The sequence below is a fragment of the Cellulosimicrobium sp. BMG9.23 genome (assembly GCF_059159985.1).
In genome coordinates this window covers 85,574-111,538 of record NZ_JBZGBZ010000009.1, presented here as the reverse complement: position 1 = coordinate 111,538, position 25,965 = coordinate 85,574, and the positions used below count along the sequence as shown (strand labels likewise).

The window sequence follows — 25,965 nt, the reverse complement described above, 5'->3', positions numbered from 1 at the left end:
CGGACGGCCTCACTGGCCGACGGCGGCGTACTTCGCCTCGGTCGCGGCCTTGGCCGGACGCCACCACGCCTCGTTCTCGCGGTACCAGGCGACGGTCGCCTCCAGCCCGTCGCGGAAGTCGGTGAAGCGCGGGGTCCACCCGAGCTCGTCCCGCAGCCTGGAGGCGTCGATCGCGTAGCGCAGGTCGTGCCCCGGGCGGTCGGTGACGTGCTCGAAGTCGTCCGCGGCGCGCCCGAAGATCTCGAGCAGCGTCTGCACGACCTCGAGGTTGTTCTTCTCCCCGTCCGCGCCGATGAGATAGGTCTCGCCCGCCCGGCCCTTGTCGATGATGGCCCACACGGCGGCGTTGTGGTCCTCCACGTGGATCCAGTCCCGCACGTTGAGGCCGGCGCCGTACAGCTTCGGGCGCACTCCGTCGATGAGGTTGGTGATCTGGCGCGGGATGAACTTCTCGATGTGCTGGTACGGCCCGTAGTTGTTGGAGCAGTTCGAGATCGTGGCCTGCACGCCGAACGACCGCGCCCACGCGCGGACGAGGAGGTCGCTGCCGGCCTTCGTCGAGGAGTAGGGGCTCGAGGGGTTGTACGGGGTGCTCGCCGTGAACTTCGCCGGGTCGTCGAGCTCGAGATCGCCGTAGACCTCGTCCGTCGAGATGTGGTGGAAGCGGGTGCCGTGCTTGCGCACCGCCTCGAGCAGCGTGAAGGTGCCGACGACGTTCGTCTGCACGAAGGGCGACGGGTCGTCCAGCGAGTTGTCGTTGTGCGACTCGGCCGCGAAGTGGACCACGAGGTCCGACTCGCCGACGAGGCGGTCGACCAGCGGCGCGTCCGTGATGCTGCCCTCGACGAGCGTGACTGCGTCGGCGACGGGGGCGAGCGACGTGCGGTCACCCGCGTAGGTCAGCGCGTCGAGGACGGTCACCTGGACGTCCGGGCGCTCCCGCACCGTCTGGTGGACGAAGTTCGAGCCGATGAAACCGGCTCCGCCGGTGACGAGCAGACGCATGATGACGGTCCTTCGAGAGGGGCTGCGGGCGGCACCTACTGTACTGAGGTTCGTCGGACAGGATCGCGCCGCGCCGCTCGCCCCACCTTGCCGAGGGTGGGGACAGGGCGTTGACTTCGTGTACAGACCGTTCCCGTCGAGGAGTGCCGATGGTGTCGCTTGCCGTGGTTCCCGCGTTCGTCGCCGTCGCGTCCCTGATCGTGCCCCTGGTCGGCGCGCCCACGGTCGCGCCTGCCGAGCGCCCGACCGCCTCTGCTCCGGCCCGGCCCGGCCCGGCCCTGTCCGGGTCGCGACCGGCGGCGGCCGTCCTCCCGACGGCGGACGCGTCGGTGGCGCCCCGGATCGACGAGTACCCGCTCGCAGTGGACGTCTCCGTCCCCGACGCGAAGGTGGGTGCGCGGAGCGCCCCGCCGGCGGGCGGGACCCCGGAGACGGCGGCCCCTGACGGTGAGGTCCCCGACGGCACCGCACCCTCGGACGCACCGGAGGAGGGCACCGCACCCTCGGACGCACCGGCGCTCGCTGATCCTCCGGTGGAGCCGGACGAGCCCGTCGCCCCGGGTGACGAGCTCTCGCTCGAGACCGTGGAGGACGTCGCCGCGGGACCCGTCGTGGAGAACGAGGGCTTCCAGACGGTCGCCGTCTCGTGGCCCGACGACCTGACGGTCGAGGTGCCCGAGCTCCAGGTGAGGACTCGGACGCAGGACGGGGACTGGACCGGTTGGCAGCATCTCAAGGTCGCCGACGAGCAGCCGGACGCGGGCACGGTCGACGCGGAGGTCGGGACCCGGTCCGGTACGGGGACGATGTACGTCGGTGAGTCGGACGCCGTCCAGGTGGCGACCGCCGACGCTGTGGAGGAGCTGCCGGCCGACCTCCGGCTGACGCTCATCTCCACTCCCGAGCCGACCCAGGTCCCCGAGGCCGAGGCGGCCGGCGCCGCGTCCACGGGCGAGGCGGTCACGACGAACGCCCTCTTCGTGGAGGGCGCAGGCACCACGGTCGCGACCGCTGCGGCCGGGCCGGCGGTCATCTCGCGGGCAGGGTGGGGAGCGGCACCGCAGGCATGCACCCCGGACACCGCCTCACGCCTGGTGGGAGCCGTCATCCACCACACGGCCAACCCCAACTCCTACACGACCGTCGCCCAGGCGATGCAGGTCATCCGCAACGACCAGGCGTACCACATCACCACGCGCGGGTGGTGCGACCTCGGGTACAACTTCGTCGTCGACAAGTGGGGAAACGTCTACGAGGGTCGCGCGAACAGCATGACGAAGCCGATCATCGGGGTGCACGCGGGCGGCTTCAACACGTCGACCGTGGGCGTCGCGTTCCTCGGCGACCACTCGAGCGTCGCCCCGAGCAACGCTGCGGTCCAGGCCGTGGCGCACGTCGTCGGGTTCCGGCTCGGAGCCTACGGGGTGCGACCCGACGTGTTCATGAGCTACACGACACGCGGCGGGGAGAACTCCCGCTACCCGGCAGGGTCGACGGTCACCCTGCCCACGACGTTCGGTCACCGCGACGTCGCCTACACGGCCTGCCCTGGTCAGGTGGGCTACTCCCACCTGCAGTCCATCCGGAACCGCGCGACCGCGTACGGCTACGGTGCGGCGTTCACCCAGGCACGGTCGGTGGTGCGGGCCTTGTACGACGACCTGCTCGGACGCGCGGCGGACTCGTCGGGGTTGTCGACGTGGACGTCGAAGCTCGCGTCCGGTACGAGCCGGGCGTCGGTGGTGCGGTCGTTGACGCGGTCGGAGGAGTACGTGCGGCTGCGGGTGCGCGAGGCGTACGTGGACGTGCTGGGTCGTCAGCCGGACGCCGCGGGGCTGAACAGCTGGACGCGGGGCGTGATGTCGGGGGACATCTCGGTGGACGCGGTCGCGCTGCTGTTCTACCGGACACCGGAGTTCTACCAGCGGTCGGGGGGCAACGACGACGCGTTCGTGCGGCGGTTGTACCAGGTGATGCTGGGTCGGTCGGCGTCGGCGTCGGAGGTGAGGCACTGGCGGGCGCGGATCACGTCGTCGGGTCGTGCTGCGGTGGCGTCGGGGGTGTGGTGGTCGCGGGAGGCGGCGAACAACCGGGCGGGCGGGTACTACGAGGTGTTCCTCGGGCGTGCGCCGGACCGTGCGGGCAAGGAGTCCTGGGGCGGTGTGCTGCTCACGCGTGGTGAGGGTGCGGTGCGGGAGGGGATCGCGGGCTCGGCCGAGTACCGCAACCTCGCGCTCCGCCGGTTCCCCTGACGGTCATGCGTACCCGGTCGGTCGTCCAGGCGCTGGTGCTCACGATGGTGGGCCTCCTCGCCGTGGTCGTGCCGTCCGCGCCACCGGCCGCTGCGGCCGACGGGACGTTCACGTTCGCCGGCCGTGGCTACGGGCACGGCCGAGGCATGGGCCAGTACGGGGCGCTCGGGTACGCCGTCGACCACGGGTGGTCCCACGCCCAGATCCTGCAGCACTTCTACGGCGGGACGAGCCTGCGGGGCGACGCCGGGAACGGTTCCCTCTCCGTCGAGCTCCTCCGCAAGACCGGGACGGACACGATCGTGAGGGGTCCGTCCCTGCGCGTGAACGGCGGTGCCGCCGGTGCCGCGGCGGTGCGGCTCGTGCGCGTGGCGGACGGTCGCCTGCGCTACTTCACGGGCCCGGGGTGCGCGGGTCCGTGGTCCGACCGTGGGGAGGTCGCGTCCGGGGCGGTCGTCTCGACGACGGCCGACCCGGCGAACGTCGCGAACCTGCTGCAGCTCTGCGAGGCCGGGGTCGACCACGGCTACCGGGGGACGTTGCGGGCCGTCGCGAGCGGGGGCACGCAGTTCACGGTCAACACGCTCCCGGTGAACTCGTACCTGCGCGGCGTCGTGCCACGCGAGATGCCGGCGTCGTGGGGTGCGGTCGGGAGCGGACGTGGCGCACAGGCGCTGCGGGCGCAGTCCGTGGCCGCGCGCTCCTACGCGCTCGCGCCGCGCGGCGTGCGGGCCTCGGGTGCCCAGACGTGCGACACGACGGCGTGCCAGGTCTACCTCGGCGCGACGACCGTCACCGACGCCGGAGCGCGCGCCTCGCTCGAGCACCCGTTGTCGGACGCAGCGGTCTCGGCGACGTCGGGGCAGGTCATGCGGCACGGCGACGGCAGGATCGCTCTCACCGAGTTCAGCAGCTCGACCGGGGGGTACTCCGCCGGCGGCACGTTCCCGGCCGTCGCGGACGCCGGCGACGCGACCGCGAGCAACCCCCACCGCTCGTGGGCGGTGACGTTCACGCCGGCGGAGCTCTCGGCACGGCTCGGCGTCGGAACCGTCGCGAGCATCCGGGTGGCCGCACGCAACGGCCTGGGCGAGCTCGGAGGCCGGGCGACGAGGGTCGACGTCACCATCACGGGCGGGCGGGTCGTGGCCCTCACGGGGAGTCAGGTCCGCACCCGGCTCGGGCTGAAGAGCGACTGGTTCACCATCTCCGGGGTCTCACCGGCGGAGGCCCGGTCCGTGGTACGGGCGTTGTACGAGGACCTCCTGGACCGGCCGGTGGACGCCGGGGGGTTGTCCACCTGGTCGTCCGCGCTGGTCTCGGGGACGAGCCGCGCCGCTCTGGTGCGGTCGCTGACGCAGTCGGAGGAGTACGTGCGGCTGCGGGTGCGTGGGGCGTACGTGGACGTGCTGGGTCGTCAGCCGGACGCCGCGGGGCTGAACAGCTGGACGCGAGGTGTGATGTCGGGGGAGATCTCGGTGGACGCGGTCGCGCTGTTGTTCTACCGCACGGCCGAGTTCTACCAGCGGTCGGGGGGCAACGACGACGCGTTCGTGCGGCGGTTGTACGAGGTGATGCTGGGCCGGTCGGCGTCTGCGTCGGAGGTGGCGCACTGGCGGGGGAAGATCGCGTCGTCGGGCCGGGCCGCGGTGGCGTCCGGGGTGTGGTGGTCGCGGGAGGCGGCGAACCACCGGGCGGGCGGGTACTACGAGGTGTTCCTCGGACGCGCGCCGGATCGTGCGGGCAAGGTGTCGTGGGGCGGTGTGCTGCTCACGCGTGGTGAGGGTGCGGTGCGCGAGGGGATCGCGGGCTCGGTCGAGTACCGCGACCTCGCGCTGCGCCGCTTCCCCTGAAAGGCTCGGCGGTCACTCAGGAGCCGGACGGCACGGGGACGACGGTGCCGTCGGGCTCGATGACGCCCATCCAGAGCCTCGACTCCGTCGTGCGCGCCTCCTGCGGCGGGCTCACGAGCGTGCGCTCCCAGATCGTCTCCGTCGTCGTCCGCAGGGGCGGAGGCACGACGCCGTCGGACCACGGGATGACCTCGCCGTGGAACGCGACGACGGCCACGTCGCCTCCCCACGCCTCGCGAAGCCGTGCGAGGGTCTCCGGTTCCGCGTTCGAGACGGCGACGGTCTCCGTCCCGCAGATGGCTCGTAGCGTCGCCTCGTACGGGATCACGGTCTCGAGCACGGCGACGGGACGGCCCGCTGCCGCGTCGCACGCCGCGGTCGCCTCACCGAAGCGCCCGTCCTGCTCGACCACCGTGAAGATGTTCGACCACGTGAGCAGGGGCCATCCCGCGACCGCGACCGCCCCGACGACGGCGACCACTCGTGCCCATCGACGCCTGGTCTCCCAGATCACGACGAGCGCCAGGGTCGCTGCGACGAGGAAGCCGGGAATCGTCACCGGGAGGAACCGTCGCATCGCCCAGACCTGGTCCGGTGTGATGCTCACCTGCCACAGGTAGAGTGCGCTCGGCGCGGCGACCACACCCACGAAGACGAGGAGACGAGGGTCGCGGCGGTCCACAGCGCGATAGGTCGCGATGGCCAGGCCCGCGAACGCGAGGACGACCATGGGCACGCCGAAGTACCACGACAACCAGTTCACGGACAGCTCGTCGTACGACCGCGTCCCGTCGAGCGGCAGCCCGTCGAGCTTCTGGATGTTCTCGATGAAGCCGGCATAGGGCGAGGCGCCGTCGATGTTGTGCTTCTCGGTCCACAAGGGCCTGGTGACCAGCACGAGGGCCACGACGACGACGGCGGCTGCGCACCCCCACGCGAGCAGGCGTCGCCCACGGAGCGTCACCCAGCCCAGGAGCCGCGCGAGGAGCGGGACGTTGACGAGGACCGCGACCACCACGGTTGCCGCGAGCGCGAGTCCGAGCATGTCCACCCGGGCCGAGAGGTCGGAGAGGTACTTCGGGCTGTGGACCGCGAGGTCGAGGTACCCGAGGGCGACGAGCGCGAGACCGCCGGCGGTCGCGGCCGCGAGCGCGACGACGAGACGCCGGCGCGCGGCGGGGAGCGTCGCGCACGCCGCGGCGAGGCCCAGCGCCGCGACGAGCCCGATCACCTGGGCGGCGCCGTCGACGCGGGCGAGCGCGGTCGCGCCGATGAACGCACCGGCTCCGGCGAACTGCCACCACGACCTCGCGGCGACGGCGCTCCAGGCCAGCGTCAGACCGGCGAACCCGAAGGCGACGGTGATCGGCTCGGTGTAGGCCGCCCGCGTGAAGGCTGCGAACGGCACGCTGCACGCCATGCCGACGAGCGGGACGAGCGCCCAGAGCGGCCCGACGAGCCGGCGCGCGAAGGCGTACACGGCGAGCAGCGCCACGGCGCCGAGCACGAGGTTGCCGACGAGAATCCCGAGATCTCCTCCGGCCCACCCTCCGACGGCGAGGATCCCGGGCAGGAGCTTGGCTCCCTGGACGTGGACGACGTCGCCGCTCGTCGAGTACGCCATCGACGCGATGCGGACCCCGTCGATCTGGGCGAGCAGGTCCGCACCGGCACCGAGCGGGATGTCGGGGGAGCTGTTGTCCTGGAGCCAGAAGCCCTCGAGCGTGAGAAAGCCGGGGTCACGTGTCACCACGACGAACCGGGCCGCGAAGGGCACGTTGACGGCGAGCCAGACGAGGACGACGCCCAGGGCTGCCGAGGTCCCGATCACGGCGCGCCGGGTGGCCGGCACCGGGTCGGGGACGAGGCGCCACATCAGGGCGACGAGCAGCGCTGTGAGCGGCAGGACGACGAGAGGTCGGAACACCTCCAGGAGGACCGTGACCGACACGGCGATGCTCAGGCTGAGCAGCAGCGTCTGGATGCGGTCGGGCGCCGCGACGAGGAGCGCCGCCGCGCGGAGGCGCGGGCGCGCCGGCCTCACGTCGAGACGGCTCATGCCGACGCCGCCACGCTTCCCGGCTCCAGCACGCGCACCTGGACCGGGCTCGTCGTGAAACCGACGGACCGGCCGTCCCCGGCCACGAGGAGCGTCGAGGCGTCACGGAGCCGGTCGAGCTCGACGCCGGCTTCGTTCGCGACAGCGCCGTGGACCGTGTAGGTGCCCTCGCCGAGCTGGAGGTTGCGGAAGTCGAAAGCGATCCGCACATCGCCCTCGAGGCGCGGCATCCTCCGGCTGAGCAGCTGGGTGTTCGTCCCGATCACCGCGACCCCGAGCCCGGAGTCGATTCCCGTTCCGACCACCGCGTCCTCGACCGGGGCGGAGGCGTGGACGGAGACCACCACGGTGACGTCCTCGCCCGGCGAGATCTCGGTGAGCGGTGCGCCGTCGGAGCGGACCACGTCGACCGCACGGACGGTCACGACGTCCTCCGCCTGCGCGTCCTCGACGTCCTCGACCGCGCGGGCCGCCTGCACGGTGCGCCGGTCCTCCCGGCGGATCTGGTCGAACTCCGATCGCAGCGTCCGGAGCGCTTCGCGCGGCTCGCCGTCGGCGATCACCCGGCCGCTCTCCAGGACCACGGCGCGGTCGCACAGGTCGGCCACCTGGTCGAGCGAGTGGCTCACGAAGACGATCGTCCGGCCGTCGTGCTGGAACTGGCGGATGCGGTCCATGCACTTGCGCTGGAACGGCTCGTCCCCGACGGCGAGCACCTCGTCGACGAGCAGGATGTCGGGGTCGACGTGCACGGCGACGGCGAAGGCGAGGCGGACGTACATGCCGGAGGAGTAGAACTTCACCTGCGTGTCGATGAACTTCTCGATGCCCGAGAAGTCCACGATCGCATCGAAGTAGCCGTCGGTCTGCTCTCGGGAAAGCCCGAGGATCGACGCGTTGAGGTAGACGTTCTCCCGACCCGTGAGGTCGGGGTGGAACCCGGCGCCGAGCTCCAGGAGCGCCGCGAGCCGGCCGCGCAGGCTGACGGTGCCCGTCGTGGGCTGCAGGATGCCGCCGATCATCTTCAGGAGCGTGCTCTTGCCGGACCCGTTGGGACCCACGAGGCCGACCGTCGAGCCGGACTCGATCTCCATCGACACGTCGCGCAGCGCCCAGAAGTCGTCCTTGTGCTTGTTGGACCGCCCGAAGTTGACGAGTCGCTCCTTGAGCGACTTCTCCTTGCGGATCACGAAGCGCTTGGACAGGTCGTCGATGCGGATGACGGGGGTGCTCATCACAGCTCCTGCGCGAAGTTGCTCTGGAGGCGGGCGAACGTGCGCTGACCCAGCCAGAGGAGGACGATCGAGACGCCCAGCATGATGAGGAGGTTCGTCCCGAGGTTCTCGGGCACGGGCTGTCCGTCACCGGCGACCCAGAAGGTCTGCTGGAAGGCCAGGATGACCTGCGTCATGGGGTTCGCCAGGTAGATGGTCCTGAGGATCCCGTCGAGGTACTGCGACACCTGGCTCCAGGAGTAGACGATCGGCGATGCCCAGAACAGCAGCATGAGCGAGATGTCGACGAGGTACTGCACGTCGCGCAGGTACACGTTCACCGCGGACAGGAAGAGGGCCACGGCGGTCGCGAAGGTGACGAGCACCGCGAGGGCGAGCACGAAGTAGAGCCATCGGGCGCCGACGGGGAACTGCCCGCGCACGACGGTGAACGCGATGAGGATCCCGAGCTGGATCACGAAGTTGAACAGCGCGGAGCCGACCGCCGAGAGTGGGTAGACCTCGCGCGGGACGTAGACCTTCTTGATGAGTCCTGAGTTCGCGACGATCGAGCCCGTACCGCTGAGGACGATGTCGGAGAACAGCTGCCAGGCCGTCAGGCCCGTGAAGATGTAGATCGCGAACTCGGGGATAGAGCGCTCCGCCCCGAGGAACTTGCCGATCGCGACCCAGTAGACCATGAGCATCGCGAGCGGGCGGGCGAGGCTCCAGAAGAAGCCGAGCACGCTGTCCTTGTACCGTGCCTTGATCTCGCGGCGGGTCAGCAGCCCGAGAAGTTCCCGGTGCGACCAGATGTCGCGGATCGACTGGACGGTGCCGCCGAGGAAGCCGGGGCGAGGCCCCGCAGGGCGGAAGGGTTCGGCCTCGAGAGTCGAGGCACGCGCGGAGCGCTGGTCGTTCATCGCCGTCCTGATCGGTCGGGGGGTTCCGTGAGGTCGCCCAAGAGTAGTCGTGCCGTCCGGCCTCACGGGGCCGGGGGGGCGCCCTCCACGAGGAAGCGCCACACATCCTCCGCATACTCGTCCCACGTGCGGATCGAGCGCGCGGCGGCCTCGGCACGGAGCCGGAGGAGCGTGGCGTCGTCGGCGAGCAGGGCACGCATGCCGTCTCGCAGCGAGACGTCGTCGCGAGGGTCGACCAGGAGGGCCCCGCCACCGTCGGCGATCTCGGCCATGCTACCGAACGCCGAGGTGACCACCGGCGTCCCGACGGCCAGCGACTCCGCGACGGGGAGCCCGTAGCCCTCGTTGAGCGAGGGGAACACCGTGAAGCGGGCGAGCCGGTAGGCGGCCCACAGGAGCCTGTCCGGAACGCGGGAGGCGGACTCCACGGGGCGGCCCTGGTCCTGGAGCCGTCGCAGCCGCTCGACGAACTCCTCGCTGTTCCACGCGTTTCCGCCCACGAAGGTCAGCGAGAACTCGTGGCCCTCGCGCCAGAGCACCTCGGCAGCGTGGAGGACCGCGCGGTGATTCTTGCGCGGCTCGTGGCTGCCCACCACGAGCACCAGGGGCATCTTCGCCACCAGGAACCGTTCCGCGGCGTCCCGGAGATCGTCCTCGGTCGAGGGCGGGGCCTCGGTGGGCAGGAGCACCGGCTCGATCTCCGGGCCCGTGAGCCCGGTCGCCCCCAGCATCGTGCGCCAGCCCCGGTACTCGACGGCCGCGGCGCGAGAGATGGGGGCGACGCGTGCGCCGTGCCGCATCGCGGTCATGGTGCCGGCGAAGGCACCCGGCATCCCCGGCGCCGTCGTCTCGCCGGTGGTCAGCGGGATGAGGTCGAAGCCGATGGCGGTGAAGCTGCTGCGCGAGAAGCGCGCGATCGCACGGAGACGCTCGGTCCGGGGCTGGTCGATCGCCAGCTCGGGCAGCACGTAGGTCGTGCGCCAGGGCACGACGACCGCGGCCTCGTCCAGGGCCTCGTCGCTCTCGTCGGCCGCGACGGCGCGTACGATCCGGTCGTGCTCGGCGGGCGTGAGCTCCCGGACGGCGTCGAGGGCGGTCGTCCAGGCGACCGGCACGACGTCCCGGGCGAGCCAGCGTCTGGTGGACTCGCGGGCGACGCGCTGGATCCCGGTCATGAGGGTCGTCGAGGCGGTGTGCGCGACGTCGACAACCGTGCTGCCCGACTCCACGCGGACGCGGCGGCGTGCGGACTCGGGCGTGGTCAGGAGGGTGAGCCGGTCCACGAGCGCGGCCGGGTCCGACTCGCTCGCCCGTGTCGTCTCGATGACGGTCGCGTCGTCGGGCAGGACCGCCGAGAGGACGGCGAGGGCCAGCCACACCTGTGCCGGGTCCTGGGCGTCGACGATCCTCCCGAGGGCGTCCCGGACGGCCGACGGGGTGGCCTCCGGGACCTCGGCAGCGGTGTCGAGGGCCGCCGCGAGGACGGGGACCCGGCGGCACCAGGCGGCGACGACGCCGGGATCGAGGTGCGGCGGGCCGGGTTCGGGCCGCCTCCGGGTCCACGGTCTCGTCGGCGTCATCAGTGCTCCCCCTTCGGCGGCTCCGCTCCTGTCAGGAAGTCCCACAGGTCGGCGGCGTAGTCGTCCCACGTCCGTTCCGGACGGTTCCGCGCCTCACCCTTGAGCCGCTCGCGCAGGGCATCGTCGGTCACGAGCCTGCGCAGTCCTTCGGTCACCTGGTCGTCGTCGCGCGGGTCGACCAGCAGGCATCCCCCGCCGGCGGCCACCTCGGCCTGGCTGCCGTACGCCGTCGTCAGCACGGGAGTGCCCACGGAGAGCGCCTCGGCGATCGGGAGCCCATACCCCTCGTGGAGCGAGACGAACGCGACCGCGTCGGCCGCCCGCAGCTCGTCCCACAGGACCTGCTCGCTGACGCGGCCCAGCTCGACAAGAGGTCTGCCCTCGGCCCGGAGCCGCGCGGTGGCGTCGCCGAGGGGTACGTCGGACCAGCCGAACCCGCCGACGAGGCGGAGCTCGAAGTCCACGCCCTCGCGCCACAGCCGTTCGGCGGCGTGGACGACGGCACGGTGGTTCTTGTGCGGCTCGCGCGTCCCGGTGCACAGCACGACGGGACGTGACGAGTCGGCGCGCGCGGGGACCGAACCGGACATCGGCGAGGAGATGGCCGGGAGCTGCACCTCGTCGACCAGCGGCCCGACGAGACCCTGTGCCGGGAGGGCCTCCACGAATCCCCGGAACTCCGCGGTCGCGGAACGGCTGATGCAGGCGACGCGCTCGGCGTGCTTGACCACGTGCAGGAGCCCCGCCGTGCCGTTCGCCTCGCCCCAGGGACGGAGGTCCGCGCTCGTGATGGGGATGAGGTCGTAGCCCACGAGCCCGACCGTGCTGCCCGACCACCGCGCGAGGGTCGCGAGGACGTCGCTCGCGGCGCCCACGGGCACGTCGGGCAGGAGGACGCGCGTGCGCCAGGGGACGATCATCGTGTGGGAGTACTCGGCGGCCTCGCCCTGGCCGTGGTCGTGACGGGCGTCGCTCGTCGCGCCGGTGCCGAAGGCCAGGACCCGCTGCGACTCGCGGGGCGCCAGGGTGCGCAGCGAGGAGTGGTCGTCGCTCCAGGCGGCGAGGACGAGGTCGTTCCCGACCGCCCACCGCGGCACGGTCTCGCGGACGACGCGCTGGATACCGGTGTGGTGGTCGTGCCGGGCGCTGTAGTCGGTCTCGACGACGGTCGACCGCACGACACGCATCGGCCGGTCGGCGTACATCGCCGGGCGACGGAGCGCGATCGTCAGGAGCTCGGTCTCGACCGCCTCCGGCGGGTCGAGCTCGAGCGAGCGTCGGAAGGACACGAGCTCGTCCGAGGACGGGTAGCGCCCCAGGGCCGCCACCAGGACGAGCCACCGGGCGTCGTCACCGACCTCGGGGTCACGGACCGCCTCGACGAGTCGGGGCAGCAGGGTCGCCGCCGTCGTCCCGGCCTCGGCGACCGCGACTCCCTCGCCCTCTCCCAGGACGATGTCTGCCGCCGTCGTCAGCCGGGAGTCCAGGGCGTCCAGGAACCGCTCGGCGGTGGCGGGGACGGCGGTCGACGTCACGAACCCTTCCTCGCAGCCAGACGGCGGACGGCGCGCAGCGGCTTCGTGACGCGCCACGAAAGGGTCCGGCGGATCGCCTCGAGCTCCCGGCGTGCCGAGTCGTCCGGGGCGGGCGGCTGCTGCTGGGCCTGCGCCTGGGCCTCGGCCCACTGGACGAGCGCCCGCGTCCGCCACTGCACGAGCTGGCGCTCGACCTCCTCCATCTCTTGGTCCTTGGTCTCCAGGGACCGGGATGCGGTGGTGCGGGCCTCGACCACCGCGTAGGGCACGAACTGGTCGAGGGGGCACGCCGGGTAGGACAGCGCGGTGCGGAGCTCGTCGGCACGCTCGCGGGCGACGTAGAACCGCGAGAGCCCGTCGAAGAGGCAGAACTCGTACCCGGCCTCGACGAGGAGCGGCTCCCACGACTCGTGCGACGGCTCCGTCGAGTTGGGCAGGGTCGACTCCACGACCAGGACCCACGGCCGCCACCGGTGGAGGTCGACGCTCCGCAGGACGGACTCCTCGGCGCCCTCCACGTCGACGAGCAGGAAGTGGATCTCCTGGCCCGACCACCCGCTCTCGTCGAGCACGGAGTCCAGCGAGCGGGCGGGGACGACCATGTCCTCGTGCTCGAAGCCGGCCAGGTCGTGCCGCTCGCTCACCGAGTCCACGAGCGTGGACAGGCCGGTGCCGGGGACGACGTGGAGCGTGATCGTGTCCACGGGCTCGTCGGTGACCGCCGCCTGGACGACCCGGTCGCGAGGCCGCTCGTCCCGGTACGTGGTGGCGAACGCCTCGACGGGCTCGACCGTGATCCCGCTCCACCCCCGGTCGTAGAAGGCGCGGCTCACCGAGTCGACGAGAGGGTGGTTCGCACCGACCTCGACGTAGCGCCCGTTGAGGACGTGACCGAGAGCGCGCCAGAGGACGACGTCCTCGCGGTTCTGCGCGTAGGAGATGAGGGGACCGTCGGGCATGGGCGCCAGCATATCCACGAGGAACGGCTCGCCGTGCACGCCTCGACGCGGGTCCCCGGCCCTCGGCTACGCTTGCTCGGTCCCCGAACCCGAACCTGACGAGGAACCATGGCACGCGCGCTCATCACCGGCATCACCGGCCAGGACGGTCTGTACCTCTCGGAGCTGCTGCTCTCGAAGGGTTACGAGGTCTACGGGCTCATCCGTGGACAGAACAACCCGAAGCTCGACCTGGTCCGTGAGACCGTGCCCGACGTCAAGCTCGTGACGGGTGACCTGACCGACCTCTCGTCCCTCCTCCGCGCGCTCCAGGTCGCCCAGCCCGACGAGGTCTACAACCTCGGAGCGATCTCGTTCGTGGCCTACTCCTGGGACAACGCGACGCTGACGAGCGACGTCACCGGCAAGGGCGTGCTCAACATCCTCGAGGCCGTGCGCCTCTACTCGAACGACGACCCGTCGAAGGTGCGCTTCTACCAGGCGTCCAGCTCGGAGATGTTCGGCAAGGTCCAGGAGGTCCCGCAGCGCGAGTCGACGCTCCTCTGGCCGCGCTCGCCCTACGGTGTCGCGAAGGTCTTCGGTCACTACATGACCATCAACTACCGCGAGTCGTACGGCATGCACGCCTCGAGCGGCATCCTCTTCAACCACGAGTCCCCGCGCCGCGGGCCGGAGTTCGTCACGCGCAAGGTGACGCAGGCCGTCGCCCGGATCAAGCTCGGTCTCCAGGACGATCTCGTACTCGGGAACCTCGACGCGAAGCGCGACTGGGGCTTCGCCGGGGACTACGTCGAGGCGATGTGGCGCATGCTCCAGCAGCCGGAGGCCGACGACTACGTCGTCGCCACGGGTGAGACGCACTCGATCCGCGACCTGCTCGACCACGCCTTCGCCCACGTCGGCATCGAGGACTGGTCCGGCTACGTGAAGCAGGACCCGCGGTTCATGCGTCCGGCCGAGGTGGAGCTGCTCATCGGCGACCCGGCCAAGGCGCACGAGAAGCTCGGCTGGGAGCGCAAGGTCGACTTCCCGGGGCTCGTGGCGATGATGGTCGAGAACGACCTCCGGGAGCAGTCCGAGCTCGCCGGTCGGTGACGGGGATGACGACAGCCCTCGTGACCGGCGTCACCGGTCAGGACGGCTCCTACCTCGCGGAACGTCTCGTGGCCGAGGGCGTCGAGGTCCACGGGATCGTGCACTCGGCGTCGACCCCGACCGGTGGCCCAGCGGTCGCCGAGGGTGTCGAGGTCCACGTCGGCGACCTCCGGGACGGTGAGGGGATCGCCCGGATCGTCGAGGACGTCCGGCCGGACGAGATCTACAACCTGGGCGGCATCAGCTCAGTAGCCTACTCGTGGGACCACCCCGTCGAGACCGGGGGGGTGAGCGGCCTCGGCGCGGTCGCGCTGTTCGAGGCCGCGCGCCGCACGCAGGACTCGACCGGCCGGGCGGTGCGCGTGGTGCAGGCGTCGAGCGCGGAGATCTTCGGGTCCCCCGACCGGACGCCCCAGGACGAGCGGACGTCGATCCGTCCGCTCTCGCCCTACGGCGCGGCCAAGGCCTACGCGCACCTGTCCGCAGGTGTCTACCGGAGCCGCGGGCTGGCCGTCTCGACCTGCGTGCTCTACAACCACGAGTCGCCGCGCCGACCGGAGTCCTTCGTGACCCGCAAGATCACCGCAGCCGCCGCGCGGATCGCCCGGGACGGCGGGGGAGTCGTGACCCTCGGGCGGCTCGACGTCCGCCGGGACTGGGGCTGGGCGCCCGACTACGTGGACGCCATGGTGCGCGCCGTCCGGCACGCGGAGGCCGACGACTACGTCGTCGCGACCGGTGCGACGCACTCGGTGGAGGACTTCGTCCGGGTCGCGCTCCAGCGCGCCGGGATCGAGGACTGGCGCTCGCACGTCGAGATCGACCAGCGCTTCGTCCGGCCCGCGGACGCCGCCGAGCAGGTGGGCGACGCCTCGAGGGCACGCACCGTCCTGGGCTGGAAGCCCACCGTAGGATTCGACGAGATCGTGGGGCGGATGGTCGACCACGACCTCGCCCTCGCAGGAAAGGGCTGACGACGACGTGAACGAGCCGACAGTGCGCGACGGTGTGGTCTCCGTCGTCCTGGTCAACTACAAGGGCGCGGACGACACGATCACGTGCCTCCGGGCGTTCGACGAGGTGGACTGGCCGCGCGAGCGGCTCGAGCTGATCGTCGTCGACAACGACTCGCAGGACGGGAGCGCCGAACGGATCCGCGCGGCCGTGCCGCACGTGAAGGTCGTGGAGTCGGGTGCCAACCTCGGCTTCGCCGGCGGGTGCAACACGGGCGTCGCGCACGCCACGGGGCAGTGGGTCGGCTTCATCAACAACGACGCTCGCCCCGGCCCGGGATGGATCGCCGCAGCGGTCGAGGCGATGAGCGCCGACCCGTCGATCGGCGCCGTCGCCTCGAAGGTCCTGGACTGGGAGGGCAAGCTCGTCGACTACGTCGACGGATCGCTCACCTGGTACGGCATGGGCTACAAGCGCGAGGCGGAGTGGCCCGACTCCCCGGAGTACGACGTGCCGAAGGACGTCCTCTTCGGGACCGGTGCGGCGATGTTCGTGCCCACGGCGCTGTACCGGGAGGTCGGCGGGTTCGACGAGCGGTTCTTCATGTTCTACGAGGACGTCGACCTGGGCTGGCGCCTGAACCTCCTCGGCTACCGCGTGCGGTACGTCCCGGGGTCCGTGGCGTACCACAAGCACCACGTCACGATGAAGAAGTTCGGGAACTACCGGGAGTCGTACCTCCTGGAACGCAACGCGCTGCTCTCGATGTACAAGAACCTCGACGACGAGTCGCTCGCGCGCGCCCTCCCTGCCGCGATGGCGCTCGCCGTCCGGCGGTCGGTCGCGCGCACCGGCACGGACGCCACGATGCTCGACCTGCAGCGGTCGCCCGGTGGCGACGACGTCGGCACCGTCGAGATCGAGAAGATGGCGCTCACCGGTCCGCTGGCCATCGACTACTTCGTCGAGCAGCTACCGTCGCTCGCGGAGTCGCGCCGCGAGCTGCAGGCGCGGCGCCGACGCTCGGACCGCGAGCTCTTCCCGCTCTTCCGGCACGCGATCGAGCCGGCCTACGCGATCGAGAGCTATCTGACGGCGCACTCCGACCTCGTCGAGGCCTTCGGGATCGACGAGCACTTCGTGTCGCGGCAGCGCGTTCTCGTCGTGACCGGTGAGCCCCTCCTGGAGCGGATGGCGGGACCGGCGATCCGTGCGTGGGAGATCGCGCACGCGCTCGCCCCGGTCGCCGAGGTCCGGCTCCTCTCGACAGCCGGCGTCAAGGTGGAGTCCCCGGAGTTCGACGTCGTGCACGCGCACGGCCGGGAGCTGCGCAAGCAGACCGACTGGGCCGACGTCATCGTCTTCCAGGGCTTCCTCCTCGAGGGTGCGCCCTGGCTCAAGGAGAGCTCGAAGATCCTCGTCGCCGACGTCTACGACCCGATGCACCTCGAGCAGCTCGAGCAGGCGAAGGACCTCGGTCCGAGCGGTCGGGACCGGTCGATCCGGGAGACGACCCGCGTGCTCAACGAGCAGCTCGCGCGCGCGGACTTCGTCCTGTGCGCGTCCGAGAAGCAGCGCGACTTCTGGCTCGGTCAGATGGCCGGCCAGGGCCGCGTGAACGCGGCGGTCTACGACGAGGACGAGAGCCTCGACTCGCTCATCGCCGTCGTCCCGTTCGGCATCGCCGACGCCAACCCGGTGCAGCGCCGCCATGCGATCAAGGGCACCGTCCCCGGCATCGGTCCCGACGACAAGGTCATCCTCTGGGGCGGCGGGGTCTACAACTGGTTCGACCCGCTGACGCTGGTGCGCGCGGTCGACCGCCTGCGTCGTCGCCACCCGGAGGTGCGCCTGTACTTCCTCGGGCTGAAGCACCCCAACCCCGGCGTGCCGGACATGCGGATCGCCTGGGAGCTCCAGCAGCTCTCCGACGAGCTGGGGCTGACCGGCAAGCACATCTTCTTCAACGAGGGATGGGTGCCGTACGGCGAGCGGGCCGACTACCTGCTCGACGCGGATCTGGGGGTCTCGACGCACTTCCACCACGTCGAGACGGCGTTCAGCTTCCGCACGCGCATCCTCGACTACCTCTGGGCCGAGCTGCCGATCGTGGCGACGAGCGGCGACACCTTCGGCGGTCTCATCACCGAGCACGGCCTGGGTGCCGCGGTGCCCCCGGAGGACGTCGAGGCGCTCGAGTCCGCACTCGAGACCTACCTCTTCGACGACGCGGCGATCGCGTCGGCGCGGGAGAACGTGAAGAGCTTCGCCGAGTCGTACCGCTGGACGGAGGTGCTGCGCCCGCTCGTCGACTTCTGCCGGTTCCCTCGCCGGGCGGCCGACCTCCACTACGACCTGGGCGAGCCGGAGACCGTGGCGCGTGGCTTCGAGCGACGCGGCGGGCTGCGTGCAGACCTCGCGCTGGCCCGGGACTACCTGCGCGCCGGCGGGATCGGCGAGGTCGCCCGACGTGCCGGCGGGCGCGTGCGCAGGGCCATCGGCCCCTCGTCCTGACCGGACGGAAGCCCGACGGGACGACGAGGGCGGGTGCGGCGCGCCGCACCCGCCCTCAGTGCGTGAAGGGGAGGGAGCCCCGCAAGGCTCGTCCGCGTCGCGCGACGACGTCGCGCAACGACGTGAGCCGCTGGTCGAGGTGCCTGCTCGCCCCGTGCAGACCGGCCAGGTGCTCGGCCATCCGGCGCCCCGCCACCTCGGGCGAGTGCACGGTCCGGATGTCCTCGGCCGCCCGTCGACCGACAGCTCGTGCCCGCTCCGGCTCGTCGACGACCGTCCGCATGTGCGCGGCGGCGGCGGCGACGTCCGGCTCGGCCCACGGGCTCCCCGCGGGGTACGGGTCGGCGCCCTCGGGGATCGGCGTGCTCGTCCACGGCACCAGGAACGAGTTCTCCTCGGTCATGAACTGCATGTTGCCCGAGTAGGCCGTCGCGATGACCGGTCGGCCCCACGCCATCGCCTCGGCGATGGTCAGACCCAGCCCCTCGGACCGGTGGAGAGAGACGTAGCACGCACAGCGTGCCGCGAGCGCGTCCCGTTCGGCGGCGGAGAGGTACCCCTCGAGCAGCACGACGTCCGGGTCCCCGGCCACGAGGAGCCGAAGTCGTTCCGCGTCGGCCGGACGCTTGTCGGCGTTGATCGTCTTGAGCACCAGCACCGGTCCCTCGCCCGGCGCGAAGGCGGTCCGGAACGCGTCGACGACCGCCCAGGGGTTCTTGCGCTCCACGGTGCTGAGGTAGTCGAACGCGAAGAGGAAGTAGGGGCGGTCGCCCGGGATGCCGAGACCCTCCGGCAGCAGCGGCCGCTCCGGCGACCGCTGCGGCAGGGGCGGCGGCATGGTGACGACCGGGACCGGTGAGACGGCGGCGATCGCGTCGCGCACGAAGTCCGTCGCCGTCCACACCTCGTCGACGTGGTCGAAGGCGGGCGCGTAGGCGGCCGGGAAGGACTCGACCTCCCAGTACCACATGCCGATGCGCTGGGACCCGGACGTGATGGCCGCGACCGCTGCCGCGATCTCCGGGGTCTGGTCGGCGTTGACGCACAGCAGCGTGACGTCGAAGACCTGGTTGTCCTGGGACGCCTCGTAGGCGGCCGAGGTACGGCTCTGGAGGTTTCGGGCCACCGGCACGGTGGAGTGCCGCACGCCGCCGGCCGTCAGCGCCTGCTCCACGAGGCGCGCCGACTCGCCGACCCCGAGCTCACCCGCGAGGTACCCGACGAGGTTGACGCCGTGCGGGTGCTGGCCCTGCTGACGCAGGGGGACGGCCCGCTGCGCACCGACGGTCGCCCTCGCGGCGGCCCGCATCAGGTTTGGGTCGTAGGACTCCTCGCCGACCCCGCTCGCCAGCGCCCAGTCGACGAGCGCGGCCGTGTCGGGTCCGGGGACGAGCGGGAACGCCGCACGGAGGTCGTCACGGTCGTCGTACGCGGCGGCGAGGTAGCGGGCGACGCCCGCGTCGTGACCGGCCGGCAGCACGTCGAGCAGCCACGCCGCCAGCGTCGATGAGGAGCCGTCGGCGAAGAGGTCCGGGAACGAGCCGCCCTCGGACGCGGTGCGCCGGAGGAGGTGGTGCAGGTGCCCGTGGAGCGGGATGCCCGACGCGGTCGTGGAGAACCGCCGGCTCGTCGGGTGGACGTCCCGCGCGCGCTCCACGGCCTCGGCGGCGCACCGGCGCGCGAGGGCAGGGTGCTCGCTGAGCAGGAGCATCGGCGGGTCGTCGCTCCGGACGTCGAAGAGCCAGGGCTGCGCGGGGTCGAGGCCGCCGAGGTCGATCGCCACGACGTCCCGCCCGTCACGGCGCAGGACGTCGCCGACCTCGTCGAAGCGTGCCGTGGGCGGCGTGTTCCAGCGGGTGACGAGCACGGCGTCGTCGCGGACGACGGTCACCGGCACCGCCATCGCGAAGAGGTCGAGGGCGGCGTCGTCCACCTCCCACGACTCGAGCAGGCGGACGAGCGTCGGGAGCGAGGGCAGGATCGCCGGCCCGAGCGCGAGCAGGTCGGTCACCAGACGGGGTCGTGGGACGAGCGACGGCGCGGTGTCCCGGACTCCGGGCGCGAGAGGGTCGGTCGTCCGGCTGAGGACGACGAACCCGGTCTCGCCGACGAGCCCCGTGAACTTCGCGGGGGAGGAGAGCAGGACGACGCCTGCCGCGACCAGGAGCACCTCACGACCCGCGCCGAGCAGCTCGGCAGCGAGGCGCACGCCGAGGAGCCGCACGAGCTGCTCCTCCTCGAGCAGCGCCGCCGACCGGTGCAGATCTGCGTCCGGCACGACGTCCCCCGGGCGCCGCACCTCCTCGCCGAGCACGGGCTCGTAGCCCTCGTCGACGGCGAGGACGACGACGGAGGTGCTCGGGTCGACGCGCCCGACGGACCGGACGGTCGCGCGAGCCGCGGCGAACGTGGGTGCGGTGGCGACGACGACGACGGTCACACGGCCTCCTGGTGCTGGACGGAAGGATCAGAGCCTAGTCGGGCGGGCGGGGAGCGGTCGGGCGGGGAGCGGTCGGGCGGGTGTCCCGTCCCGTCGCGACCCGGAACACCTCGGCGCGGGTGCGCGCCGCCCCCTGCCACAGGCTCCGCCGCTCGCGCCAGGTGGTCGGTACGCGGCGCGCGGCGTCGACCACGGCCCGTCGCCGCGCGGCCGTCACGGCGGGTCGCTCCGAGCGGCGGACGCTGTGCACGACCGCCGCGGCGACCTGCCGCGCGGTGGACCGCGCCACCACGGCCGGCGGCGCGTGCCGACCGAGGACGACGAGGGAGTTGCGCGTGTTGTAGTAGCGGAACAGCGGGCTCGTCGCGTCGCTGCTCGCCGCGTGGCGGTGGTGGGCGACCGCGGCCGCGCAGTAGCGCACGGTCCAGCCCCGGGCGCGCAGGCGCCACGAGAGGTCGGTGTCCTCGTAGTAGAGGAACAGCCAGGGGTCGAACGACCCGACGTCGCGGAGCGCAGCTGCCCGCAGGAGCGCCGCGCCACCGCAGAAGCCGAAGACCTCGGGGTCCGGGTCGATCGTGCCGTCCAGGGCCAGCCAGTCCCGGTCGCCGCCGGCGCCGTCGGGCCGCACGACGTTGCCCGTCGAGTTGACGACCGTCCGACCGAGCGTGTCGGGTTCCGTGAGGAGGATCCGCGCCGTCACGGCGCCGACGGCAGGCTCGGCGTCGGCGACCTCGACCATCCTCCGCACGGCGTCCGGCTCGAACCGGGCGTCGTTGTTGAGCAGCACGGCGTACTCGGCGTCGAGGTCCCGGAGGCCGAGCTCCGCCCCTCCGGCGAAGCCCAGGTTCGACGGGCTCGCGATCACCCGGACCGTCGGGAACTCGGCGGCGAGCATCGCGAGCGTCCCGTCCGACGAGCCGTTGTCGACCACGAGGAGGTCGAGCTCTCCGTCGGCGAGATCCTGGTCGAGCAGCGAGGGGAGCGACTCGCGCAGGAGGTCCGCGCCGTTCCAGGTGACGACGACGGCACGCACCCGGGGGGTCGTCGGGCCGGTCATGCGCCGACCTCCAGCGCGTCGCGGTACGCCTCGGCGTGCGCAGCGGCCGAGCGCTCCCACGTGTACAGCGCGGCGTTCTCGGTGGCCGCGCGAGCGAGCCCGTCGTGCGCCTCGCCGGCCGCGTGCTCGATCCCTGCGGCGACGGAGTCCGGGTCGGCCGGGTCGACGAGGACGACGCCGCCGCCGCCCACCTCCGCCATCGACGTGCCCTGCGAGGTGACGACGGGGGTGCCGTGCGCCTGCGCCTCGAGGACCGGCATGCCGAACCCTTCCCACCACGAGGGGAACGCGAAGACGCGCGCGGACGCGTACGCGAGGTGCAGCTCGTGCACGCTCAGCGGACCCAGTCGGTGCACCCGGCCGGACGGGAGGCCCTCGAGCCGGGACGCGACGTCGTGCTCGGCGTCCCCCCAGCCGGGCGGGCCGGCCAGGACGAGGTCGAGGCCCGTTCCCCGGGCGAGGAGGATCCGGTACGCGTCGACGAGACCGGCGACGTTCTTGCGCGGCTCGAGCGCGCCGCACCAGAGCACGAACGGACGGTCGAGACCGTGCCGCTGCCGGAAGGCGCGGGCCTGCGCCTCGGTGACTGCCGGCCCCTCCGCGCCGTGCGGGATCACGCGGACGCGAGCCGCGTCGATCCCCGCCTCGATGCAGTCCTGCCGCGTCGCCTCGGACGGCGCGACGACGACGTCGGCCTCCCGCCGCACGATGGCGAGACCGCGCTCGAAGAACTCGACACCGCGAGCGGTGAAGTGCTCCGGAGCGCGGCGGAACGCGAGGTCGTGCACGGTGACGACGAGAGGCGCGGTCCGCGGCGGGACGGCCCAGGTGGTCGCGTGGACCACGTCGGGTCGCGGACCCGGGACGCGAGGACGACGCCAGCGCGACCAGGACTCGTAGAGGACGGGACGCGGCAGGGCGGAGCGGTGCACGGGCATCGTCGGGGGCAGCCCGTGCGTGCCGGCCGCGCCTCCACGAGCACGAGCACCGGCGACGGACACGTCCTCGCGTGCCGCGAGGCCCTGCGCCAGCTCGCGCACGTAGGTCCCGGAGCCGCCCGGGACAGGCTGCCACAGCTGTTCGACGGTGAGCGTCACACGGAGCACGGGGCGGGAAGGCACGCGGCCCAGCCTAGATGCTCTCGCCGGCCTACCGGCCAGCCCGCGCACGCGGACCGAAGCGGACGGGAGCCGCCGCCACGTGCGGACCTACGCCCGCCCGTGCGCGATCTCCTTGATCAGCTCGACCTGCTCGAACGCCGTGCGGCGCACGTCGACGAGAGCGCTCGCGATCTCCTCGTGGATGACCGCACGGTCGGCCAGCAGGTCGGCCAGGAGGGAGCGGAACACGTCGTCCGTGAGCTCCTTGTGCCCGACCGCGAACCGGGACTGCCCGAACATGTCCAGGACCTCGCGGTACTTGTGGCTCCAGCCGATCACGAGCGTCGGCACCTCGGTGGACAGCGACGACACCATCGCGTGGAAGCGCGACGCGACGAAGACGTCGCACCGCGAGATGAGGTGCCGCAGGGACTGCGAGCTGAGCTCGTCGTCGACGAAGAGCACGCTCTCCGGGTCGGCGACCCGTGCGGCGATCTCCCGGCACAGCGGGAGGTCGTTGTTGTGCACCTTGTCCGTGTGCGCTCGAGCGCTGTGGGCGACGAGGAAGACCTTGCGGCCGAGGGTCTGCGTGATGTGGTCGATCTGCGCCACGACCTGGCCGACGTAGTCCTCGCCGCGTGCCGCGGCGGACTTGGCCAGCACGGCGCTGGGGGAGAAGCCGACGACGTCGCCGCCGGCGAAGAAGGCCGGGTCGACCGCGGACTCGGCCGCCGCGACGTCGTCGGGACCGACCTCGAGCGTGAACGCGAGGTCGGCGCCGGCGTGCACGTTCTTCAGGCCGAGGCCGGTCAGGTGCTCGTGGGTGATGGCGCCGCGCGAGACGATGGCCGCCATGCGGGGCAGGATCGCCCGCGCGGCCAGCTTGTTCAGCGCGCTCTCGAACGGTCCCATCGCCTGGGCGACCTTCACCACGGGCGTGCCGACGAACAGCGCGGGCAGGACGCTGGCGACGTTGTAGACGAGGAACTTCCCGCGGCCGTCGACGAAGGTGATACCACCCTCGTCGAGGAGGACGTCGCTCTCCGCGAGCGCGCGCACCTCGGGCACCGCCCGGCGGATCGCGGCGCGTGCCGGCGGGAGGAGACGGTGAAGGAGCGCCGCACCGTTGATCAGCACGCCGAGGCGCACGGGGTCCGCGCGCAGCACGCGCACGTTGCCGAACGGGTTCAGACGGCGATCGGAGTCCGGGTACATGCTGAGGAGGACGAACCGTGCCTCCGCGTCACGCGCACTCAGGTGCTGCACGGAGCTCTCGAGCATCGCCGAGGCGCCCTTGTTGCCCGAGAAGGCCGAACCGATGATCGCGATCCTCATGCTGTGTGTCCTTTGCGGTGGGAGAGCGCTCTGAGCGCGAGGTAGAGGGCTGCCACGACGGCGTCGGCGAGCGTCGCCAGGAGCCGCGCAGCCAGGGACAGGACGATCGCCTGCTCGACCGGGACGTACGGCGTGGCGAGGAGTACGAACACCGACTCGCGGACACCGATGCCGCTCGGCACGAACACGGCGAGGATCCCCACGGCACCCGCGATGATGTACGCGCACGCGAGGGGGAGGTAGGTGGACGCCGGGGCGTCGATCATCGAGATCGCGATCGCGACGACACCGACCCCGTTGACGATGCGCGGGAGCAGGTAGAGGACCTGGAAGCGCAGCGACTGCCTCGAGGTGAGGAAGTACTCGTGCGGGATCTCCCGCTTGAGGGTCCGTCGAGCGAGCAGGTTCGACGCCCAGCGGAAGAACCGACGGTTCGTGAGCGCGAGGAGCGGGACGAGCGACGCGAGAGCGAGGACGAGCATCCCGTTGCCGCTGACGTCGAACGTCCCCATCGCGAGGAGCACCACGGTCGGCGGGACGAGGGAACCGACGAGCAGGAAGACGTTCTCGTAGACGAACGTCAGGGTGACGAGAGTGCGTGAGATCCCGACGTCCTTGGCCCACGCCATCTTGTTGACCACCGACCCGACCTGGCCGGGGACGTACTTGAGCAGCCAGGACAACGAGTGGACGCGGATCGCCTCGAGCGCCCGGACGCGGTGCCCCGAGAGCTCGGAGGTCATCCTGCCCCAGAGCTGGCCGGAGACGACGACCGCCCAGGCGAAGAGGAGCACCGAGGCGACGATCCACCCGTCCAGGGCGAAGTCGATGTCCTGGACTGCGTCGATGTTGTCGAGCAGCGACCGGCCGAAGAAGTAGCCGACGACCGCGACGACGACGACCGTCAGCGCGATCCGGAGCGCTCTGCGCCGACCTCCCGGGACCGACGTCACCCGGTCACTCGGCCAGCGCATTGAACGAACGCATCACGTCCAAGGACTTCTTCGGGGAGGAGGCGACGAGCGCGTCGGGCCGTGGGTATCCGACGGCGATGAGAAAGACGACGCGCTCGTACGGAGCGAGGCCGAGGGTCTTCTGCATCTTCATCTCGAGCGGCTCGAAGTCCGGCCAGTTGATGACGCTGGAGGAGAGGCCGAGGGTCTCGAGAGCCAGCATGAAGCCCATCGCTGCCAGGGACGCGTCGACGTACGGCACGTGCCTGTCGCGGGGGGAGAAGTAGGAGTCGAAGCGCCCCTTCACGACGATGACGGTGGGGATCTGGTGCCCGTACCCGCCCGCGCCGAAGGGGATCGAGGCGACCTTCTGCACGGCGTCCGGGTCGTCGAAGACGAGGAACTCGTACGGCAGGCGGTTGCACGCGGTGGGCGCCTCGCGACCGACCACGAGCGCCTTGTCGATGAGCTCACGCGGCACCGGGCGGTCCTCGAACCACCGGACGGAGCGGCGCTGGTGAGCGAGCGACAGCAGGTCGTCGTACGAGACGTCGCTGCGCTTGATGTCGGACTGCGCGTAGGGGAAGAGCGGGCGGTCCACGACGACGCCGTCCGGCGTGGGCAACGCCTCGTAGGCGGCACGGGCGCGGTCCACCACCGAATCACCGGGCGCGACGACGGAGAAGTACTCCGCGAGCACGGCGTCGGCCCACTGCAGCTCGACGTCGTCGATCCCCGTGCCGGGGCCGCGGCCACGGACGGCGAGCCCGTAGAAGTCGACCGTCTCCTCGATGTAGTCGCGGGCGAACACCTCGCGACGGGGCTCCATGAGGATGCCCTTCTCCAGGCGGTGGACGTTGCGTCGCAGCTCCACGTGCGAGCGACGCGCGCGGCTGAGGTTGCGGTAGTACGCGCGCCGGCCGGCAAGGATGCCGTACTGCTCCCGGTTGAACGTCCCGAGCCCGAGGACCGAGTAGGCGGTCGCCGCGGGCCGGTTGCTGCCGAACACCTCGAGGACCCCGAGAGTGGTCCGCTCGTAGGTGCGGCGGACCGCCGGGACGGCCAGGGCGTCCTTCGCGAACTTCTTGAGCTTCTTCAGCACTGCGTGCACCTCAGGTCGTGGGGTCGCCCGCGGGC

At 71.9% G+C, this 25,965-nt stretch carries 18 protein-coding genes; 5 read left to right on the top strand and 13 right to left on the bottom strand.

The features are described 5' to 3' along the window. Nucleotides 1-9: 9 nt before the first annotated feature. Nucleotides 10-1,005 (bottom strand): dTDP-glucose 4,6-dehydratase, encoded by a 996-nt coding sequence (gene rfbB, locus AC4H2G_RS16730; protein WP_494366863.1) that lies wholly within the window; start codon nucleotides 1,003-1,005, stop codon nucleotides 10-12. A 149-nt stretch (nucleotides 1,006-1,154) separates the two neighbouring features. On the opposite strand from rfbB, the gene AC4H2G_RS16725 reads away from it, so the two are divergent. After that, nucleotides 1,155-3,257 carry a DUF4214 domain-containing protein gene (locus AC4H2G_RS16725; RefSeq protein WP_494366862.1) on the top strand — a complete coding sequence of 701 codons (2,103 nt, stop codon included), beginning with the start codon at nucleotides 1,155-1,157 and terminating at the stop codon, nucleotides 3,255-3,257. A 5-nt stretch (nucleotides 3,258-3,262) separates the two neighbouring features. Then, nucleotides 3,263-5,110: a DUF4214 domain-containing protein gene (locus tag AC4H2G_RS16720; RefSeq protein ID WP_494366861.1), complete on the top strand. Its 1,848-nt coding sequence runs from the start codon at nucleotides 3,263-3,265 to the stop codon at nucleotides 5,108-5,110. Between the two features lie 16 nt (nucleotides 5,111-5,126). Here the strand turns inward: AC4H2G_RS16720 and AC4H2G_RS16715 are convergent, their stop codons facing one another. From AC4H2G_RS16715 to AC4H2G_RS16690, 6 genes are all read right to left on the bottom strand, one after another. Continuing rightward, nucleotides 5,127-7,169, bottom strand: a complete 2,043-nt coding sequence (locus AC4H2G_RS16715) for an ArnT family glycosyltransferase (protein WP_494366860.1) — start codon at nucleotides 7,167-7,169, stop codon at nucleotides 5,127-5,129. Then, nucleotides 7,166-8,404, bottom strand: coding sequence for an ABC transporter ATP-binding protein (locus AC4H2G_RS16710; protein ID WP_494366859.1), 1,239 nt, complete (start codon nucleotides 8,402-8,404; stop codon nucleotides 7,166-7,168). Before AC4H2G_RS16710 ends, AC4H2G_RS16715 begins: the two co-directional genes overlap by 4 nt. Continuing rightward, complete coding sequence (locus tag AC4H2G_RS16705; protein WP_494366858.1) at nucleotides 8,404-9,306, bottom strand: ABC transporter permease; 903 nt, start codon at nucleotides 9,304-9,306, stop codon at nucleotides 8,404-8,406. Before AC4H2G_RS16705 ends, AC4H2G_RS16710 begins: the two co-directional genes overlap by 1 nt. A 62-nt stretch (nucleotides 9,307-9,368) precedes the next feature. Continuing rightward, entirely contained in the window at nucleotides 9,369-10,886 is a 1,518-nt protein-coding gene (locus tag AC4H2G_RS16700) for a glycosyltransferase family 4 protein (protein WP_494366857.1), read from the bottom strand. Continuing rightward, complete coding sequence (locus AC4H2G_RS16695) at nucleotides 10,886-12,421, bottom strand: glycosyltransferase family 4 protein (RefSeq protein ID WP_494366856.1); 1,536 nt, start codon at nucleotides 12,419-12,421, stop codon at nucleotides 10,886-10,888. Before AC4H2G_RS16695 ends, AC4H2G_RS16700 begins: the two co-directional genes overlap by 1 nt. Then, complete coding sequence (locus tag AC4H2G_RS16690; protein ID WP_494366855.1) at nucleotides 12,418-13,380, bottom strand: FkbM family methyltransferase; 963 nt, start codon at nucleotides 13,378-13,380, stop codon at nucleotides 12,418-12,420. The genes AC4H2G_RS16695 and AC4H2G_RS16690 overlap by 4 nt, the downstream gene beginning before the upstream one ends. A gap of 108 nt (nucleotides 13,381-13,488) precedes the next feature. Between AC4H2G_RS16690 and AC4H2G_RS16685 the strand changes: the two genes are divergently transcribed. From AC4H2G_RS16685 to AC4H2G_RS16675, 3 genes are read left to right on the top strand one after another with little or no spacing between them, the layout of a single operon-like run. Further along, on the top strand, nucleotides 13,489-14,475 hold the full coding sequence (locus AC4H2G_RS16685; protein ID WP_494366854.1) for a GDP-mannose 4,6-dehydratase: 987 nt from the start codon (nucleotides 13,489-13,491) through the stop codon (nucleotides 14,473-14,475). A 5-nt stretch (nucleotides 14,476-14,480) separates the two neighbouring features. Beyond that, nucleotides 14,481-15,449, top strand: coding sequence for a GDP-mannose 4,6-dehydratase (locus AC4H2G_RS16680; RefSeq protein WP_494366853.1), 969 nt, complete (start codon nucleotides 14,481-14,483; stop codon nucleotides 15,447-15,449). Nucleotides 15,450-15,456: 7 nt separating this feature from the next. Further along, entirely contained in the window at nucleotides 15,457-17,943 is a 2,487-nt protein-coding gene (locus AC4H2G_RS16675) for a glycosyltransferase (RefSeq protein WP_494366852.1), read from the top strand. 55 nt (nucleotides 17,944-17,998) lie between these two features. Here the strand turns inward: AC4H2G_RS16675 and AC4H2G_RS16670 are convergent, their stop codons facing one another. From AC4H2G_RS16670 to AC4H2G_RS16645, 6 genes are all read right to left on the bottom strand, one after another. After that, the gene (locus tag AC4H2G_RS16670) at nucleotides 17,999-20,383 is read right to left on the bottom strand and encodes a glycosyltransferase (RefSeq protein ID WP_494366851.1); all 2,385 of its coding nucleotides are present in this window, start codon (nucleotides 20,381-20,383) and stop codon (nucleotides 17,999-18,001) included. Between the two features lie 34 nt (nucleotides 20,384-20,417). Beyond that, entirely contained in the window at nucleotides 20,418-21,440 is a 1,023-nt protein-coding gene (locus tag AC4H2G_RS16665; RefSeq protein WP_494366850.1) for a glycosyltransferase family 2 protein, read from the bottom strand. Then, nucleotides 21,437-22,561, bottom strand: coding sequence for a glycosyltransferase family 4 protein (locus AC4H2G_RS16660; protein ID WP_494366849.1), 1,125 nt, complete (start codon nucleotides 22,559-22,561; stop codon nucleotides 21,437-21,439). The genes AC4H2G_RS16665 and AC4H2G_RS16660 overlap by 4 nt, the downstream gene beginning before the upstream one ends. Nucleotides 22,562-22,648: 87 nt before the next feature. Beyond that, nucleotides 22,649-23,875: a polysaccharide pyruvyl transferase family protein gene (locus tag AC4H2G_RS16655; RefSeq protein ID WP_494366848.1), complete on the bottom strand. Its 1,227-nt coding sequence runs from the start codon at nucleotides 23,873-23,875 to the stop codon at nucleotides 22,649-22,651. Beyond that, nucleotides 23,872-24,849, bottom strand: coding sequence for a lysylphosphatidylglycerol synthase domain-containing protein (locus AC4H2G_RS16650; protein WP_494366847.1), 978 nt, complete (start codon nucleotides 24,847-24,849; stop codon nucleotides 23,872-23,874). Before AC4H2G_RS16650 ends, AC4H2G_RS16655 begins: the two co-directional genes overlap by 4 nt. Then, entirely contained in the window at nucleotides 24,833-25,930 is a 1,098-nt protein-coding gene (locus AC4H2G_RS16645; RefSeq protein WP_494366846.1) for a nitroreductase family protein, read from the bottom strand. Before AC4H2G_RS16645 ends, AC4H2G_RS16650 begins: the two co-directional genes overlap by 17 nt. Between the last annotated feature and the right edge of the window lie 35 nt (nucleotides 25,931-25,965).

What these genes read in the sequence shown, in the direction of transcription:
- AC4H2G_RS16690 (WP_494366855.1), bottom strand. Translation starts at nt 13,380, where the DNA reads ATGCCCGACGGTCCCCTCATCTCCTACGCGCAGAACCGCGAGGACGTC.
- AC4H2G_RS16715 (WP_494366860.1), bottom strand. Translation starts at nt 7,169, where the DNA reads ATGAGCCGTCTCGACGTGAGGCCGGCGCGCCCGCGCCTCCGCGCGGCG.
- AC4H2G_RS16705 (WP_494366858.1), bottom strand. Translation starts at nt 9,306, where the DNA reads ATGAACGACCAGCGCTCCGCGCGTGCCTCGACTCTCGAGGCCGAACCC.
- AC4H2G_RS16720 (WP_494366861.1), top strand. Translation starts at nt 3,263, where the DNA reads ATGCGTACCCGGTCGGTCGTCCAGGCGCTGGTGCTCACGATGGTGGGC.
- AC4H2G_RS16710 (WP_494366859.1), bottom strand. Translation starts at nt 8,404, where the DNA reads ATGAGCACCCCCGTCATCCGCATCGACGACCTGTCCAAGCGCTTCGTG.
- AC4H2G_RS16650 (WP_494366847.1), bottom strand. Translation starts at nt 24,849, where the DNA reads ATGCGCTGGCCGAGTGACCGGGTGACGTCGGTCCCGGGAGGTCGGCGC.
- AC4H2G_RS16700 (WP_494366857.1), bottom strand. Translation starts at nt 10,886, where the DNA reads ATGACGCCGACGAGACCGTGGACCCGGAGGCGGCCCGAACCCGGCCCG.
- AC4H2G_RS16685 (WP_494366854.1), top strand. Translation starts at nt 13,489, where the DNA reads ATGGCACGCGCGCTCATCACCGGCATCACCGGCCAGGACGGTCTGTAC.
- AC4H2G_RS16655 (WP_494366848.1), bottom strand. Translation starts at nt 23,875, where the DNA reads ATGAGGATCGCGATCATCGGTTCGGCCTTCTCGGGCAACAAGGGCGCC.
- AC4H2G_RS16665 (WP_494366850.1), bottom strand. Translation starts at nt 21,440, where the DNA reads ATGACCGGCCCGACGACCCCCCGGGTGCGTGCCGTCGTCGTCACCTGG.
- AC4H2G_RS16725 (WP_494366862.1), top strand. Translation starts at nt 1,155, where the DNA reads ATGGTGTCGCTTGCCGTGGTTCCCGCGTTCGTCGCCGTCGCGTCCCTG.
- rfbB (WP_494366863.1), bottom strand. Translation starts at nt 1,005, where the DNA reads ATGCGTCTGCTCGTCACCGGCGGAGCCGGTTTCATCGGCTCGAACTTC.
- AC4H2G_RS16680 (WP_494366853.1), top strand. Translation starts at nt 14,481, where the DNA reads ATGACGACAGCCCTCGTGACCGGCGTCACCGGTCAGGACGGCTCCTAC.